The sequence below is a fragment of the Bradyrhizobium australiense genome, assembly GCF_013114825.1.
GTDB lineage: Bacteria > Pseudomonadota > Alphaproteobacteria > Rhizobiales > Xanthobacteraceae > Bradyrhizobium > Bradyrhizobium australiense.
Map to the genome: position 1 here is coordinate 119,451 of NZ_JAAVLX010000005.1, position 12,784 is coordinate 132,234.

The 12,784-nt window shown below is 62.7% G+C and carries 12 protein-coding genes; 9 read left to right on the top strand and 3 right to left on the bottom strand.

The window, feature by feature from the left end; all coding sequences use genetic code 11:
- The first annotated feature begins 89 nt into the window (after window positions 1-89).
- The 3 genes from HCN58_RS16720 to HCN58_RS16730 all read left to right on the top strand — a co-directional run bounded on the left by HCN58_RS16720 (window position 90) and on the right by HCN58_RS16730 (window position 4,002).
- Window positions 90-926 carry an outer membrane protein gene (locus HCN58_RS16720; protein WP_171580499.1) on the top strand — a complete coding sequence of 279 codons (837 nt, stop codon included), beginning with the start codon at window positions 90-92 and terminating at the stop codon, window positions 924-926.
- Window positions 927-1,122: 196 nt separating this feature from the next.
- On the top strand, window positions 1,123-3,432 hold the full coding sequence (locus HCN58_RS16725; protein ID WP_171580500.1) for a xanthine dehydrogenase family protein molybdopterin-binding subunit: 2,310 nt from the start codon (window positions 1,123-1,125) through the stop codon (window positions 3,430-3,432).
- Window positions 3,433-3,552: 120 nt separating this feature from the next.
- Entirely contained in the window at window positions 3,553-4,002 is a 450-nt protein-coding gene (locus tag HCN58_RS16730; RefSeq protein ID WP_171580501.1) for a c-type cytochrome, read from the top strand.
- Between the two features lie 73 nt (window positions 4,003-4,075).
- On the opposite strand, the gene HCN58_RS16735 is transcribed toward HCN58_RS16730, so the two are convergent.
- Window positions 4,076-4,495: a CHRD domain-containing protein gene (locus HCN58_RS16735; protein WP_171580502.1), complete on the bottom strand. Its 420-nt coding sequence runs from the start codon at window positions 4,493-4,495 to the stop codon at window positions 4,076-4,078.
- Window positions 4,496-4,653: 158 nt separating this feature from the next.
- Here HCN58_RS16735 and HCN58_RS16740 point away from each other — a divergent pair, with 158 nt between their 5' ends.
- The gene (locus tag HCN58_RS16740) at window positions 4,654-5,586 is read left to right on the top strand and encodes a c-type cytochrome (RefSeq protein ID WP_171580503.1); all 933 of its coding nucleotides are present in this window, start codon (window positions 4,654-4,656) and stop codon (window positions 5,584-5,586) included.
- A gap of 22 nt (window positions 5,587-5,608) precedes the next feature.
- On the opposite strand, the gene HCN58_RS16745 is transcribed toward HCN58_RS16740, so the two are convergent.
- Window positions 5,609-6,406: a J domain-containing protein gene (locus HCN58_RS16745; protein ID WP_171580504.1), complete on the bottom strand. Its 798-nt coding sequence runs from the start codon at window positions 6,404-6,406 to the stop codon at window positions 5,609-5,611.
- A 616-nt stretch (window positions 6,407-7,022) separates the two neighbouring features.
- Window positions 7,023-7,268 (bottom strand): Lrp/AsnC ligand binding domain-containing protein, encoded by a 246-nt coding sequence (locus HCN58_RS16750; RefSeq protein WP_065730617.1) that lies wholly within the window; start codon window positions 7,266-7,268, stop codon window positions 7,023-7,025.
- A gap of 132 nt (window positions 7,269-7,400) precedes the next feature.
- Between HCN58_RS16750 and thiD the strand changes: the two genes are divergently transcribed.
- The 5 genes from thiD (at window position 7,401) to HCN58_RS16775 (ending at window position 12,751) form a co-directional block, all read left to right on the top strand.
- Window positions 7,401-8,198 carry a bifunctional hydroxymethylpyrimidine kinase/phosphomethylpyrimidine kinase gene (gene thiD / locus HCN58_RS16755; RefSeq protein ID WP_171580505.1) on the top strand — a complete coding sequence of 266 codons (798 nt, stop codon included), beginning with the start codon at window positions 7,401-7,403 and terminating at the stop codon, window positions 8,196-8,198.
- A 237-nt stretch (window positions 8,199-8,435) separates the two neighbouring features.
- Entirely contained in the window at window positions 8,436-9,248 is an 813-nt protein-coding gene (locus HCN58_RS16760; protein ID WP_171580506.1) for a UDP-2,3-diacylglucosamine diphosphatase, read from the top strand.
- Window positions 9,245-10,303: a glycosyltransferase family 4 protein gene (locus tag HCN58_RS16765; protein ID WP_171580507.1), complete on the top strand. Its 1,059-nt coding sequence runs from the start codon at window positions 9,245-9,247 to the stop codon at window positions 10,301-10,303. Before HCN58_RS16760 ends, HCN58_RS16765 begins: the two co-directional genes overlap by 4 nt.
- Before the next feature lie 52 nt (window positions 10,304-10,355).
- Complete coding sequence (locus HCN58_RS16770) at window positions 10,356-11,345, top strand: threonine ammonia-lyase (RefSeq protein ID WP_171580508.1); 990 nt, start codon at window positions 10,356-10,358, stop codon at window positions 11,343-11,345.
- 179 nt (window positions 11,346-11,524) lie between these two features.
- On the top strand, window positions 11,525-12,751 hold the full coding sequence (locus HCN58_RS16775; protein WP_171580509.1) for a Vgb family protein: 1,227 nt from the start codon (window positions 11,525-11,527) through the stop codon (window positions 12,749-12,751).
- The last annotated feature ends 33 nt before the right edge of the window (window positions 12,752-12,784 follow it).

Below are 12,784 nucleotides of genomic sequence, written 5' to 3' on the forward strand. Positions count from 1 at the left end.
GCCATCCACGGCCGATCAGGGCATGATTGGGGTTCCACACCGCGCTAGAACATTACCCAGATTCAACCAGTTCATTTCGAGAGGCTTTCATGCGCGCTTCGATTTTCAAAGCAATTGCGGCTTCCGCTCTCGCAGCCATGGCTGCGACTTCCGCCGCATCGGCGGCCGATCTTGCGGCGCGTCCCTACACGAAGGCACCTGCGATGGTGGAGCCGATCTATAATTGGACGGGCTTCTATATCGGCGGCAACGTCGGGTACAGCTGGGGACGCTCCAGTGACACCTCGACGCTGACCAATGGCGCCGGAACGGTGCTCTTCACCAGCGCCGATCGAGCCAACATGGATGGCGTGATCGGCGGTGGTCAGATCGGCTATAACTGGCAGGTTCAGAATTGGGTCTGGGGCCTTGAGGCGGACATCCAAGGCTCCGGCCAGAAGGGCGGCCGGGACTTCCTCTGCCCGACCGGTGTCTGCACGCCGCCCTTCGGCGTCATCGCCGTTTTCCCGGGACCGGCCGTTCCGGTCAGCCTCGATCAGAAGCTTGAATGGTTCGGCACAGTCCGTGGACGGGTGGGCGTGCTCGCAACTCCGCGGGTGCTGTTCTACGCCACCGGTGGTCTGGCATACGGAGAAGTGAAAACCACTGAGACGATCGGGTTGGTGCCGGTCACTTTCTCAAATTCGGATATCAGGGTCGGATATACAGTCGGCGCAGGTGTCGAGGGCGTCATCGGCGGCAACTGGACTGCCAAGCTGGAATACCTCTGGGTCGATCTCGGCAGGACGACGGGCTCGTTCGTGACCACGATTCCTGCCTTGGGCGGCGGCGTCCTCACCAGCAACTACAGCTCTCGCATCACCGACAACATCGTGCGTGTAGGCCTCAACTACAAATTCGGCGGCCCGGTGGTCGCGCAGTATTGATCTCGGCTTAGCCTTCTCCCCAAATCGAAAGCCCCGGCATCGTCCGGGGCTTTTTTGTTGTGCAGGCGCGAAAAGGGTCGTGGTGCGCGGCGATGCGCTTGCGCCGGTGTTGTGGCTATTCGGGCGAAAGCGGTTTGCGCTGGGCCGGCAACCGCTGCAATATGGCGCCGCTCGAAAACCGGGAATTGGAGATACGATGGCAGCTCCCATCAAGTTCGGCGTCGGTCAAAGCGTTCTTCGCAAGGAAGACGACGCGCTCATTCGCGGCAAAGGCCGCTATACCGACGACCATTCGCCGCAGCCGGCGTTGCATGCGCTGATGCTGCGCTCGCCGCATGCGCATGCGAAATTCACCCTTAACGTCACCAAGGCCCGCGGGATGCCGGGCGTGTCGTTGATTCTGACCGCGGCCGAAGTCGCCGATCTCGGTGATCTGCCGTGCCTGTTCAACCTGGAAACCGATCCGTTCACCGGCCCGCCATACCCGATCCTCTGCAAGGACGAGGTTCGCCATGTCGGCGACGCCGTGGCTTTCGTGGTCGCCGATACCATTGACCAGGCGCGCGACGCGATCGAGGCGATCGACGTCAAATGGACGCCGCTTTCATCGGTCATCGGCGTCGTCAATGCGGTGAAGCCGGGCGCGCCCCAGGTCTGGCCCGACAAGCCCGGCAACGTGCTGTTCGACGTGTCGATCGGCGACAAAAAGGCGGCTGAGGCGGCCTTTGCCAAGGCGCATGCGGTTGCCGAGATATCGATCGTCAACCCGCGTGTCATCACCAACTTCATGGAGACGCGCGCTGCGGTCGCCGAATACGACGCCAAGCGCGATCACCTGACGCTGACCATCGGCAGCCAGGGCAGCCACCGCCTGCGCGAAATCCTGTGCGGCATGGTGCTGAAGATTCCGATGGAAAAGATGCGGGTGATCTGCCCCGACGTCGGCGGCGGCTTCGGCACAAAACTGTTTCCCTATCGCGAATACGCGCTGATTTCTGTGGCGGCGCGCAAACTGCGCAAGACTATCAAATGGACCGCCGATCGCTCCGATCACTTCATGGGCGACGCGCAGGGCCGCGACAACGTTACGACTGCGAAGATGGCGCTGGCCGAAGACGGCAGGTTCCTGGGCATGGATGTCGATCTGATGGGCGACATGGGCGCCTATCTCTCGACCTTCGGGCCCTACATCCCCCATGGCGGCGCCGGCATGCTGCCCGGTCTCTACGACATCCAGGCCTTCCATTGCCGCGTGCGCACCGTGTTCACCAACACCGTGCCGGTCGACGCCTATCGCGGCGCCGGGCGCCCCGAAGCGGCGTATGTGGTCGAACGTCTGGTCGATGCGGCGGCGCGCAAGCTTGGGATGACGCCGGATGCGATCCGGCGCAAGAATTTCATTCCGCCGAAGGCGATGCCTTACAAGACTGCAACCGGCAAGGTCTACGATTCCGGCGACTTCACCGCGCATATGAAGCGCGCGATGGAAGTCGCGAATTGGAAGGAATTTCCCAAGCGCGCCAAGGCGGCGAAGAAGCAAGGTCTCGTGCGCGGCATCGGCATGTCCTGCTATGTCGAGGTATGCGGCACGATGGGCGAAGAGACCGCCAATGTCGCGCTCGATCCCAACGGCGACATCAACATCCTGATCGGCACCCAGTCGAGCGGGCAGGGCCACCAGACTGCCTATGCGCAGCTCGTTGCCGAGCAGTTCGGCGTGCCGCCCGAGCGCGTCCATATCCTGCAGGGCGACACCGACAAGATCGCCACCGGGCTCGGTACCGGCGGCTCGGCATCGATCCCGACCGGCGGGGTCAGCGTCGAGCGCGCCACCCGCGAACTCGGCAACAAGCTAAAGGAGATCGCGGCGGAAGCGCTGGAGACCAGCGCCGGCGACCTCGAGATCAGCAATGGCGTCGTGCGCATCGCCGGCACCGACCGCTCGATCAGCTTCGCCGACCTCGCGAAGCGTCCGGACATCGATCCCTCGAAACTGAATGCGAGTGCGACGTTTGCGCAGGCCGACGGCACCTACCCGAACGGCACGCATCTCGCCGAGGTCGAGATCGATCCCGCCACCGGCATCATCAGAATCGTCAATTACGTCATCGTCGACGATTTCGGCGTCACGCTTAATCCGCTGCTGCTGGCCGGCCAGGTGCATGGCGGGGCGATGCAGGGCATCGGTCAGGCCTTGATGGAGCAGGCGGTCTATAGCGCAACCGACGGCCAGCTCGTCACCGGCACCTTCATGGATTACGCGGTGCCGCGGGCTTCCGACGGCCCGTCATTCCACTTCGAAACACACAACGTGCCGTGCACGACCAATCCGCTTGGCGTCAAGGGTGCGGGCGAGGCGGGCGCGATCGGCTCCTGCCCCGCGGTGGTCAACGCGATCATCGAGGGGCTGTGGCGCGAGTACAAGATCGATCACATCGACATGCCGGCCACCGCCGAGCGGGTCTGGATCGCAATCCGCGAGGCGCAGCGTCATCACAATCTCTGAAATTTTGCCGCGCATGGGGGAATAAAGCCCCATGCGCGGGATTCGAACGAGAGATGGCCGCGACCGCACCTACGGTCGCGGCGTCGTTTTGGAAACTCTTGCGAGACGGAGAATTGGCCGATGAAGCGGATCGTGATTGCCGTGGGGACCTTGTTGCTCGCGACCGGCGTCGTGCTTGCACAGCAGGATGTAGCCGTCCGGCAGCAGAACCAGATGAAGTCGCAGGGCAAGGCCATGTACGGCGTCATCCTCAAGATGGTGAAGGGCGAAACGCCGTACGATCAGGCCGCGGTCAACGCCGCCCTCACGGCGCTCGAGGCCGACGTGAGCAAGATTCCCACCGCCTTTAACGTGAATCCGAAGGAAGACGTGGTAAATGCCAGCTTTGGATCGTCGCAGAAGATCTGGCAGAACAAGGCGGATTTCGACGCGAAGGTGCCGCCTGTTAGCAAGGCGATCGCGGATGCCAAGGGAACGGCCAAGGACGCCGCCAGCCTGAAGGTCGCGTTCGACGCCATCCAGGCGAAGTGCACCGACTGCCACGAGACCTATCGCATCAAGCTCAAGTGATTCATTAAGCAGCTAAACAAAAGGGGGACGGACGTTTGAAACGTCCGCCCCTTCGTCGTTCAGGCGGTGAGGCTTACTTGGTCACCTGACCGCGGATTTCGCCGCCCGGATTGGCTGCGGTGTGGATGTTGATGTAGTACTTGCCGGCCATAAGATCGGCGGCCTGCGCATCGGTGAGCGTGGCGCTGCCCTCGACCGGGCTCGATGTCGCATTGGGAATGGCGACTGCGACACCGGCGTTCTTGCCGGCTTCGGCGGGACCATGGAAATGCGCGGCAGTGGCAGGGCCGGACAGGCCGGAGTAGTTCAATTTCCAGCTCAGCTTCTTGCTGGCGGGATCGTAGTCGAGCTCGGCGGTGCCCTTGCCGGCACTGGTGTTCGGCGGCACTTCGGCCTTGCCGTCGAGCGTCGCCTTCATCTTGTCCGCGAAGGCTGAGCCGGCAAATAACACCGCTACACCGAGCGCGAGCGTGGCAATCATCGTCTTCGACATGGCGTTTCTCCCTGTTGACGTCGACAGTCTCAAAACAACATTTTCCCGGATTTATTCCCTGAACGCGGCCAAACGCCCGAAAATTTGATGGCAGCTTATGACGTAAAGTGCGGCCATACTGGCCACTGATTTTGCAAACCGTGACAATGGATCGGTGAATGCTGCGACGAACTCTCCTAGGGCTAATTTTGGTAGGCGCCGCGGGCGCCAGCATCGTCTGGTGGCTGACGATCCCGGCGGTCGTTGCCCCGGTTTCGCTTTCTTCCCGCACGCCGAACCTTGCCAATGGCCTCACAACGTTCAATGCCGGAGGCTGTTCCTCCTGCCACGCCGTTCCCAACCAGCCCGATCGGCTGAAACTGGGCGGCGGGCTCGCAATGCGATCGCCGTTCGGGACGTTTTACGTTCCCAATATCTCGCCTGATCCTACCTACGGTATCGGCCGATGGAGCGAAGCGGATTTCGTGACCGCGGTGCTCAAGGGTACTTCGCCGGAAGGCGTGCATTATTTTCCGGCATTTCCATACGTGTCCTACCAGAACGCGACCGTCGACGACGTTCGCGACCTCTTTGCCTATCTGAAGTCGCTTGCGCCGGTGGCCGGCAAGCCGCGCGACCACGACGTGCCATTTCCGTTCAATATCCGCCGCAATGTCGGCATCTGGAAATGGCTGTTCATGGACGACAGGCCTTTCACGGCGGACCCTTCGCGTTCGGCGTCATGGAATCGCGGCGCCTACCTCGTCAACGGTCTCGGCCATTGCGCCGAGTGCCACAGCCCGCGCAACTTCCTCGGCGGCATCGTCGAGGCGCAACGCTTCGCAGGCGGGCCCAATCCGGAAGGTGAGGGCTGGGTACCCAACATCACCCAGAAGACATTGGCCGAGTGGAGCGCGAAGGACATCGCCTACTTTCTCGAAACCGGGCAGACGCCGGACGGCGACACCGCCGGCGGCCCGATGGCGCGCGTCATCAGGAACACGTCGCAATTATCGCCGGAGGATCGTGCCGCCATCGCGGAATATCTGAAGTCGCTGCCGCCGGTCGAGGGACCGCCGCGGCCGAAGAAGAAGGACGCAGAAAAGTCGTGACGGAAAATAACGTCGCGCGCCGTTAGGGCGTCAGAGCCGCGGTAATCGGCTCGCGCCTTTCCGGCAGGGTGGGCACGATCGTCAACGGCTTGCGCGGCACGGGCGGCGACGTGGCGCTTTTGCTCCGTCGCAAATCCGTAGCACGCTTGGTGGCCGCGATGTCGGCCAACGGGCGATCGGAATCGGCCATGCGGTACAGCACCAAGCCGCGATCGAAATAGGCGGCGGCGAAGCGCGGATAATATTGAACACCCAGATTGTACGTGGCGAACGCCGGTACAGGCTCGAAGCGGCCGAGGGCGGCGGTGGCCAATTCCTTCGCTGCGGAGGCCAGTGCGACCGCTCCGCCGGTTGAAGCCTCTCCATCACGCTGGATGCGTACTTCGTCCTGCGCCGGAGCATCGGGCTGCGCGGCCGCAACTTCTTGCGCGCCGCTGGCAGTTCTGTCGGCCAGCATTTCGGCGGCGCCGGGCGGCTTTGAAAACAACCCGAACACGGTGTAGCCGCCGACCAGCACCGCGGAAATGACCGTTGCCGCCATCGTGTTGGAGGCGACCTTTCGTACGGTCTCGTAGGTGCGGATCGCATTCGTGGCAGGTGGCTGCAGCGCAATGGCCAGTAGTTCATCGTAGGTCGCGCGCTGCTCGGCATCAGTCAGGATATCATAGGCGCGCACCAATTCCCTGAATCTCAGCGCAGCATCGGGATTGTCGGGATTGACATCGGGATGGGTCGACTTCGCGGCCTTGCGGAACGCCTTCCGCAATTCCTCCGCGTCATCGCTCGGAAGCGCTCCGAGCAAATCGTACAGCGTCCCCATGGTGGTACTCGCGACTGTTTCCCCCTCGGAACGTGCCCCGCCGCGGAGCTTCCGATTGACGACGCCCTAGGTAATGAAAAATATCAAGGCGGTAGGATGATCCTCTTATGGCAAAAGCATGCCATGGTTAACGCCGTTAACCATTTGGGTCGCTCAATTGGCGTGGGGAGGCGGGCAGGGCCAGACCTATCGTCCGCGCCAGGACGCCGCGTAAAGCGCGATGTAGGTTGAGGAGGCACGCTCCAATCCCCGTCATCTCCGGGATGAACGCAATTGCGTTCACCGTGGGAGCGCGAAGCGCGTCTCGAAGGATGAAAGCCCGACTGTGGCCGATTCATTCCTTCGAGCTCACTTCGCGCGCACTTTATAAGCGCGAGTGCGCTTATTCCTGAGATGACGGATTTGGATTAAATGCGCCGCTTCGACTCAGTGTCGCTCGCGCTAAGCGAGCCGCGCAATCCCAAGATCGTGACAACCCCGTTCAACACACGCATTCGCCGGCTCCCTCGGAAATCGCGCACCAGCGCATCGATGCTTCTCTTGAACAATGCGACGTCGCCCCGGCGCGGCCATGCGTGGGCGTAGGATTTCGAAAGGCGGGGAGGCGGGTCGATGCCTAACCCGTGCCGAACGCCTTGAAGGTGATGATGGTATGGGTGTCCTGGATGCCCGGAATCACCTGCACCTTCTCGTTGACGAAATGGCCGATGTCGGTGTCCTTGTCGACGTAGAACTTGACCAGCAGATCGTAATCGCCGGCGGTGGAGTAGATCTCGGAGGCGATCTCGGCCTCCGCGAGCGCATTGGCGACGGCATAGGATTGGCCGAGCTTGCATTTGAACTGGACGAAAAAAGGAACCATCGCTGTCGTCTCCGAATTGGTTGGTCCCAATAGGCCAAAAACCGTCGATAATGGCAAGCCAGCTTGCTGCCCATGCCATGGCGCGGTAGGACAATCCATGGCCTTCAACCTACGATTTGCGCGAGTCTTGCGATGACGCCGATCGCGCTGACCATCGCGGGCTCCGATTCCTCTGGCGGGGCCGGCATCCAGGCCGACCTGAAGACCTTTGCCGCACTCGGCGTCTACGGCGCCTCCGTGATCACGGCGCTGACCGCACAGAATACCCTGGGCGTCAGCGGTATCCATCAGATGCCAGCGGAATTCGTGACCGCGCAAATCGATGCGGTGTTTTCCGATCTCGACGTCGGAGCGGTCAAGATCGGCATGGTGGCGCAGGCATCAGTTATCGACGCCATCGTTGCCGGCCTCAAGCGCTGGTCGCCGAAGCATGTCGTGGTCGATCCCGTGATGGTGGCAACCTCCGGCGACCGGCTGCTGGCTGCGGAAGCGGTCGAGGCGCTTAGGACAAAACTGATTCCGCTTGCTTCGGTCATTACGCCCAATTTGCCGGAAGCCGCCGCGCTGCTCAACGAACCGGTGGCTGCGGGTGAGACCGCCGTCGAAAGCCAGGGCAGGCGATTGCTGGCGATGGGATGCAAGGCGGTATTGATCAAGGGCGGCCACGGGGAGGGCGCCGAGAGCACCGACTATCTGGTTGGCGCGAACGGCACGATCGTGCTGGCCGCGCCGCGTGTGGCAACGAAGAATACGCACGGCACCGGCTGCTCGTTATCGTCGGCGATTGCGGCGGAGCTCGCGAAAGGTGAGGCCATGGAAACCGCCGTGCGTAACGCGAAGGCGTGGGTCAGCACTGCGATTGCGGCGGCAGACCGGTTCAGCGTCGGGCATGGCCATGGTCCCGTGCATCATTTTCACAGATTTTATTAGCTGTCGTCGCGTAGCCCGGATGGAGCGAAGCGCAATCCGGGTACGGTCAATCCGCATGTAAGACGGGCCCCGGATTGCGCTTCGCTCCATCCGGGCTACGCATACATGCTCCCGTGTCGCTTGCCTGTCGCATCGCGCTGCTATCCGCGAGAGAAGGGCGCGGCATTGATTCTCGTGGGGCTATCGGTCGCGTGAACAGTCATCGCCCTGTCACAGAAATCTGTTAGGTGCACAGGTATGGGCAGTGACTCCTTGAGTGAAGAGAGCCCCGAACGGCGCTTTCGTACCTTGTTTATCTCCGACGTCCATCTGGGAGCCCGCGGCTCGCAAGCCGACCGTTTGCTGGACTTCCTCAAGAGTCACGACGCCGACACCATCTATCTCGTCGGCGATATCGTCGATGGTTGGGCGTTGAAGTCGAGCTGGTACTGGCCGCAATCGCACAATGACTTCGTGCAGAAGATGCTGCGCAAGGCGCGCAAGGGCGCCAAGGTCATCTACGTGCCGGGCAATCACGACGAGTTCCTGCGCAACTATTACGGCACGCATTTCGGCGGCATCGACGTGGTGGAAAACACCATCCATGCCGGCGTCGATGGCAAGCGCTATCTCGTCATCCACGGTGACATCTTCGATCTCGTCGTGCAGAACGCGCGCTGGCTCGCGCATCTCGGTGACAAGGCCTACGACTTCGCCATTCAGATGAACCGGCTCGTCAACTTCTTCCGGCGCATGTTCGGCGTGCCCTATTGGTCGCTTTCGCAATGGGCGAAGCTGAAGGTCAAGAACGCCGTGAACTACATCGGTGCGTTCGAAAAGACCTTGGCTGGCGAGGCGCGACGGCACGGCGCCGACGGCGTCATCTGCGGCCACATCCACTATGCCACCATCCGAGATGAGCACGGCATCCGCTACATGAATTGCGGCGACTGGGTGGAAAGCTGCACCGCGCTCGCCGAGCACGAGGACGGCCGGTTCGAGATCATCACCTGGACCGATCCGCTGCGAAGGACGGCGCCCATTCCCCGTGTCGCGGCGCGCGCTGCATGACGCATATCCTGGTCGCGACCGATGCGTGGCATCCCCAGGTCAACGGGGTGGTGCGCACGCTGACTGCGATGGCTGAGGCGGCCAGGGGGCTTGGCGTCGAGGTGAGTTTCCTGACGCCGCAATCGTTTCGCACGTTTGCGATGCCGAGCTACCCCGACCTGCGGCTGGCTCTGCCGCTCCCCGGCAAGATCGCGCAACTGATCGAGCAGGCAAAGTCCGACAGCATTCATATCGCGACCGAAGGCCCGATCGGGCTTTTGGTGAGGCGCTATTGCCGCAAGCGCGGCCTGCCGTTCACCACGAGCTTTCACACCCGGTTTCCGGAATATGTCTCGGCGCGCTCGCCGATTCCGGAATCCTGGGTTTGGCGGGCGCTGCGTGCCTTCCACCGGCCGAGCCGGGCAGTGATGGCGGCGACGCCGGCGCTGGCGGCCGAGTTGCGTATGCGCGGTTTTCGCAATGTGGTGCTGTGCTCACGCGGCGTCGATACCTCGCTATTTCATCCGCGCAGCGTCGATCTCTGTTTACCGATGCCGGTCTATCTCAGCGTCGGCCGTGTCGCGGTAGAGAAGAATCTCGAAGCCTTCCTCGACCTCGATCTGCCCGGCACCAAGCTCGTCGTCGGCGATGGTCCAGCGCGAATGGCGCTGGAGCGGAAATATCCGGACGCGGTGTTTCTCGGCGCGCGCCACGGCGAGGAATTGGCCGAAATCTACGCGGCAGCCGATATTTTCGTCTTTCCCAGCAAGACCGACACGTTTGGCCTGGTGCTGCTGGAAGCGCTGGCCACCGGGCTGCCGGTCGCAGCTTTCCCGGTCACCGGTCCCCGCGACGTCATCGGCTCGGCGCCCGTCGGCGTCCTCAACGAGGATTTGCGCACCGCCTGCCTGGAAGCACTGCAGATATCGCGGCAAGCCTGCGTCGAATTCGTCGCTGGCCACACTTGGCGGGCCTCAGCACGGGTTTTTGTCGAACAAGCCCTGTATAGCCGCGCGGTCGAGCCGGCAGGCGAGGTGGCCGAATTTGTGGCGGAAGACCCGCATTTCGCCGCCTGACATCACCTGAAACTGTATTGCCCGCCGGTCGTCTTGCGCGATACAAGTGTGCATGACGGAAAAAGCCTCAACGGCACCGGTCGGTGCCGCAGATATCGATGCGGCGGCGCGGGTTGTAGCCCCGTTCGCGGTGCGGACGCCACTGCTGTCGTTCCCCGTTCTCAACGAGCGCGTCGGGACCAAGGTCTTTCTGAAGCCCGAAATGCTGCAGCGGACCGGATCGTTCAAGTTCCGCGGCGCCTTCAACAAGCTGGCCTCGATCCCGCAGGACAGGCGCGGTGGCGGGGTGGTCGCATTCTCTTCCGGCAACCACGCCCAGGGCGTGGCGGCGGCGGCGCAGATCCTCAACATGCAGGCGACCATCGTAATGCCGGCGGACTCTCCGGTCACCAAGCGCGAGCGCACCAAGGGCTATGGGGCGGAAGTGGTGCTCTACGACCGCGACAAGGAAGACCGCGAAGCGATCGCCAACGGCATCGCCGACAAGCGCGGCGCGACGCTGGTGCGGCCCTATGACGATCCCTTGGTGATCGCAGGGCAGGGCACTGCGGGCCGGGAAATCGCCGAGGACATGACGGCGCTCGGGCTCGTGCCCGATATCGTGGTCGCGCCAGCCTCCGGCGGCGGGCTGATCGCCGGCGTCGCGACGGCGGTGAAGGCAAAATTTCCGCAAGCGCAGGTGATTGTCGCCGAGCCCAAGGACTACGACGATCACGGCCTCTCGCTCCGCGCTGGGCACCGCGAGGCGCATCACGCCGCGGGCCGCACCATCTGCGACGCGCTGATGGCGGCGATGCCGGGCGAACTCACCTTCTCGATCAACAGCAAGCTGCTCGCGAATGGCGTGACCGCATCCGACGAGGAAGTTGGCGCGGCGGTGGCCTATGCCTATCGGGAATTGAAGCTGGTGGTCGAGCCCGGCGGCGCCGTCGGCCTCGCCGCCTTGCTGGCCGGCCGCATCGATGCCAGGGGAAAGAACGTCGTCATCGTGCTTTCCGGCGGTAACATCGACGCGGACCTGTTCGCCAGCCTCGTGGCCTGACCAGAACGCAGACGTCGGCACAATTTCAGCATCGCCGCGAACGGACTCCTGCGCGCTCCCGCCGTTCAATAACGATTGAACGGCAGAACCTTGACGGATGCGACAACGACAGCGAGGTTGCGCGCAACGAAGGTCTTTGAAAAGATCTGGATCGAACCAGGTCTGCCGGGAGAATGGCAATGCGGGCCGCGCTGACTGTTTTGTCTCTCGTGGTCGTGTTCGGTACGCCCACTGCTCACGCCCAGTACACCGCGAAGGAATGGCCCGAAGGGCCGAGCAAGGCAAGGTTCGCTGCGGTCTGCGATAGTTGCCACGACATCAACCGCATCCGCGTCGGCTATACGGCGGAGGGCTGGCTCTCGGTCGTGCGCATGATGCAGAACGTGAACGCGCCGGTTCCCGCTGAAGAGTGGGGTGCCATGACCGATTATCTCATCAAGAATTTTCCCGAACGGCCGCGGCCACCGGCCGCCATCATCGACGGCCCGGTGAAGGCCGAGATCAGGATGTGGGATGTTCCAACCCTCGGCTCGCGCCCGCACGATCCGCTTGCGGCGCGGGACGGTTCGATCTGGTGGACCGGACAGCTCGCCAACAAGCTCGGCCGGCTCGACCCGAAGACCGGCGCCATCCGGGAATACACGCTCAAGTCGGCGTTCACAGGGCCGCACGGGCTGGCCGAGGACAAGACCGGCAATATCTGGTTCACCGGCAACAGCGCCGCGTTGATCGGCAGGCTCGATCCGTCGACCGGCCTCGTCTCCGAATACCCGCTGCCGGATCCCAGCGCAAAGGATCCTCACACGCTCAATTTCGACCAGAGTGGAATGCTGTGGTTCACCGTCCAGCAGGCGAATATGATCGGGCGGCTCGATCCTGCAACCGGCGAAATCAAGCTCGTGACCTCGCCGACGCCGAAGTCGCGGCCCTATGGCCTCAAAATAAACGGCCAAGGGATGCCTGTTGTCGTCGAGTTCGGCACCAACAAGATTGCAACCATCGATCCCCAGACGATGGCGATCAAGGAATATGCGCTGCCGAACCCGGCCGCCCGGCCGCGGCGGCTTGCGATCGATCCCGACGGCATGGTCTGGTATGCCGATTTTTCGCGCGGCTATCTCGGGCGGCTTGACCTTGCGACGGGCGACGTGAAGGAGTGGCCTTCGCCGAGCGGCGCGAAGTCGGAACCTTACGGCATCGTCTTCACGAACAAGGCGGTGTGGTACAGCGAGTCCGCGGCCAAGCCAAACACGATCGTGCGGTTCGATCCGGCGACCGAACAATTCCAGAGCTGGGCGATTCCCGGCGGTGGCGATATCGTGCGCAATATGGATGTCGCACCCAACGGCAATCCGGTTATCGCGGACAGCCTGACGAACCAGATCGGGCTGGTCGACATCAAGTAGGAGATCAAACAGAACCGGGCAGCGCAGGCGCTC